The 3,174-nt window shown below is 75.0% G+C and carries 3 protein-coding genes; all 3 read left to right on the forward strand.

Translation table 11 applies throughout. The annotated features are described in order from the left end of the window. A partial coding sequence (locus EJA20_RS18275; RefSeq protein ID WP_164984067.1) for a chemotaxis protein CheA occupies nt 1–1,840 on the forward strand: 1,840 nt, incomplete at its 5' end. Then, complete coding sequence (locus EJA20_RS18280) at nt 1,840–2,262, forward strand: chemotaxis protein CheW (protein WP_129339927.1); 423 nt, start codon at nt 1,840–1,842, stop codon at nt 2,260–2,262. The genes EJA20_RS18275 and EJA20_RS18280, both read left to right, overlap by 1 nt. A 360-nt stretch (nt 2,263–2,622) precedes the next feature. After that, nucleotides 2,623–3,174: response regulator (locus EJA20_RS18285; protein ID WP_129339928.1), on the forward strand; the 552-nt coding region annotated here is incomplete at its 3' end.

Below are 3,174 nucleotides of genomic sequence, written 5' to 3' on the forward strand. Positions count from 1 at the left end.
TGGCCCGGCCCTGCCGGCGCAGCGCTCCGCGCCCGCCGACGCCGCCCCGGCCCCGGCCGCCCCCGCCGCGAAGCGCCCGACGGGTGGCCCGGCCGACGGCGCCGTCGAGGAGCAGGGCCCCGGCCTGCGCGGCGCCGCCGAGACGTCGATCCGCGTGGACGTCGAGGTGCTCGACGCGCTCATGCGGCAGGTCGGCGAGCTCGTGCTGGCGCGCAACCAGATCAGCCGTCTCGCCCAGAGCACGGACGAGCCGGAGCTCACGCGCTCGGCGCAGCGGCTCAACCTCATCGCCGGCGAGCTGCAGGAGGGCGTCATGAAGACGCGCATGCAGCCCATCGAGCACGTGTGGTCCAAGATGCCGCGCATCGTCCGCGACCTCGCCGCGGCCTGCCACCGCGAGGTGCAGCTCGAGATGGTCGGCGGCGACACCGAGCTCGACCGCGGCCTGCTCGAGGCCGTCAAGGACCCGCTGACCCACCTCGTCCGCAACGCGGTCGACCACGGCATCGAGTCCCCCGAGGACCGCGTCGCCGCCGGCAAGGGCTCGAAGGGCACCCTGGCCCTGCGTGCCTACCACGCGGGCGGCCAGGTCGTGGTGGAGGTCGCCGACGACGGCAAGGGCATCGACCCGGAGCGGGTCGCTTCGACCGCCCTCCGCAAGGGCCTGCGCACCGCGGAGCAGCTCGCCGGCGCGTCCCAGGCCGACCTGCTCAACCTGCTCTTCCTGCCCGGCTTCTCCACCGCCGAGGCCGTCACCAAGGTGTCGGGCCGCGGCGTGGGCATGGACGTCGTCCGCACGAAGATCGAGGCCGTCGGCGGCACCGTCGAGCTCGAGTCGAAGCTCGGCCAGGGCACGGTCTGGCGCCTGCGCATCCCGCTGACGCTGGCCATCATGCCGACGCTGACGGTCGTGTGCTCCGGCGACGTCTACGCCGTGCCGCAGGTGAACCTCCTCGAGCTCGTCGCCATCGACGGGCAGCGCGACCAGTCGGGCATCGAGTTCGTCCACTCCTCGCCGGTCTACCGCCTGCGCGGGGAGCTCCTGCCGCTCGTGTCGCTGTCCGCGGTGCTCGGCGTGGAGCCGTCCCGCACGGAGGACGGCGAGCCCCAGGACGGCGCGGTCGTCGCCGTCATGCAGGCGGAGGGGCGCCGCTTCGGGCTCCTCGTCGACAAGGTCCTGTCCACGGAGGAGATCGTCGTCAAGCCGCTGTCCGCGCGCCTGAAGGCCGTCGGCATCTACGCCGGCGCCACGGTGCTCGGCGACGGCCGGGTGGCCCTCATCCTCGACGTCCAGTCCATCGCGCGCCGCAGCCTGGCGGGGGAGGCGGACGCCCTGGCCGACGAGGCCCAGCGCCGCGCGGTCGAGGCCGCCGCGCAGTCCAGCGAGGTCGAGCAGGTGCTCGTCGCCGGCATCGGCGGCGGGCGGCGGGTGGCCATGCCGCTCGCGTCGGTGGCCCGCCTCGAGCACGTCAAGCTCGAGGACGTCGAGCTCGTCGGCGGCCGCGAGGTCGTGCAGTACCGCGGGACGATCCTGCCCCTGGCGCGCCTGGACCGGATCCTCGGGGCCTACGGCGAGGAGGAGGCGGGCGAGCTGCTCGTCATCGTCTACAGCCACGGCAGCCGCAGCGTGGGCCTCGTCGTCCACGAGATCGTCGACATCGTCGACGACGTGGTGGCCCGCCACTCCGACATCGAGGACGCCGGCCTGCTCGGCTCCACGGTGCTCGGCGGCCGCGTCACGGAGCTGCTCGACGTGCGCCAGGCGATCCTCGCCGCGGACGCCAACTTCTACGACGCCGTCCTCGGCGCCGACCGCTACGAGCTCGCAGGAGCCCTGTGATGAGCCAGTACGTCACCTTCACCCTGGGCCCCAACCTGTACGGGGTCGACGTCACCCGCGTGCAGGAGGTCCTGCGCTCCCACACCCGCACGCGCGTCCCGCTGGCCCCGGCCACCGTCGCCGGCCTGGTGAACCTGCGCGGCCAGGTCGTCCTCACGGTCGACCTGCGCACGCGGCTGGAGATGGGCGGCCGGGCCGACGGCCAGGAGCCGATGATGGTCGTCGTCCAGGTCGACGGGGAGCCCGTCTCCCTGCTCGTCGACGAGATCGGCGAGGTCGTCGAGGTCGGGCCGTCCTCCTTCGAGGCGCCGCCGGACACCCTCACCGGGCCCATGCGGCAGGTCATCCTCGGGGCGCACAAGCTCGAGAACCGCCTGCTGCTCGTCCTCGACGTCGACCAGGCCGCGGAGGCCGCGGCCTGACGGTCGTCGCCCCCGTGCCCGACCCGCACGACCCGCACCACCTGCCCGTCCGCCCCACCCACCCCACCCGCACGACACGCGCCCCGGCGCCGGCCCCCTGCCGGCGTCGGGGCGTCGTCGTCCCCGGGGTACTCCGCCGCACGGCACCACCGCGCCGGTCGGGCCCGGTCCGGCCCGGTCCGAGCCGGTCCGAACCGCTCCGAGCCGGTGGCCCGGAACGCTCCAGGCCGCGCCGGGCCGGCCGATGAGAGAGGAGGCACCACCGCACGACCGCACCACGCGCACGCCCCGCACGACCCGCACGACCCGCACGACCGCACCCGCGCCCGGACCCCGGGCGTCACCCCGACCGGAGGTCCCGTGACCCGCATCCGCGTGCTGGTGGTCGACGACTCGGTCGTCGTCCGCCGGCTGGTCACCGACGTGCTGGCCACGAGCCCCGAGATCGAGGTCGTCGGCACCGCGTCGAACGGCCGTCTCGCGCAGTCGAAGGTCGAGCAGCTCGGCCCCGACCTCGTGACCATGGACGTCGAGATGCCCGACATGGACGGCATCGCCGCCGTGAAGGCGCTGCGCGCCTCCGGCCACCGCATGCCGATCATCATGTTCTCGACCCTGACCGAGCGCGGCGCGACCGCCACCCTCGAGGCCCTGTCCTCGGGTGCCACGGACTACGTGACGAAGCCCGCCAACGTCGGCAGCGTCCAGGAGTCCATGCGGCAGGTCGCCGACAACCTCATCCCCAAGATCATCGCGCTCACGGCGCAGCGGCCCGCCGTGCGCGGACCCCTGACCGTGCGCCCTGCCCCCGCCCGGCCGCCCGTGGGCGCGCTCCGTCCCGGCACGCGCCCGGGCACCCGCCCGGGCGCCCACCCCGCGGGGCCGGCCGGCGCCTTCGCCCGTCCGGGCGCC

Origin of the sequence: Cellulomonas endophytica (genome assembly GCF_004123805.1) — a bacterium.
GTDB lineage: Bacteria > Actinomycetota > Actinomycetes > Actinomycetales > Cellulomonadaceae > Cellulomonas > Cellulomonas endophytica.